Source organism: Microtetraspora sp. AC03309, from assembly GCF_020826795.1.
Classification (GTDB): domain Bacteria; phylum Actinomycetota; class Actinomycetes; order Streptosporangiales; family Streptosporangiaceae; genus Microtetraspora; species Microtetraspora glauca.
Genome location: NZ_JADDIL010000541.1, coordinates 1 through 433, shown reverse-complemented (window position 1 = coordinate 433; position 433 = coordinate 1). Strand labels below are relative to the sequence as shown.

The window sequence follows — 433 nt, the reverse complement described above, 5'->3', positions numbered from 1 at the left end:
CCATGGAGTAGCCGGGAACGTGAGCACTGTCGGTCAACGGGAATCTGCTCCAGATCCCCAAGCCACCGGCCATCGGCTCCGGGTCGAAGATGCGGTGGCGGAAGGATTTCTCCAGCCCTGCCGCGATCACCCCGTCGGCGGCTTCCTGCGTGAGCTCCTGCAGCACGACGACGTCGGCGGCCTGCTCGGCAGCGGCCACCACGGCAGCCGGATCCCCGAGTCCCATACCAAGATTCGAGGTGAATACCCGCAGCGGTGCCGACTGCGCAGTCACCTGCTCAGGGCCGAGGAAGTGCGGCACCTGGATCAGCGCGACCGTCAGAGTGAGCCCCACGGCCAGCACCGTCAGCACCCATCGGCGACCGAGCATCAGCAGCAGCACCGCGATCGGTGCCGCCAGCATCAGATAGGGCGACGCCGTCGCCAGCAGCAC

The 433-nt window shown here is 67.7% G+C and carries 1 protein-coding gene; it reads right to left on the bottom strand.

Translation table 11 applies throughout. The features are described from left to right. Positions 1 to 433 (bottom strand): endonuclease/exonuclease/phosphatase family protein (locus IMZ11_RS44260; protein ID WP_374463288.1); only part of this gene is annotated, 433 nt, incomplete at both ends.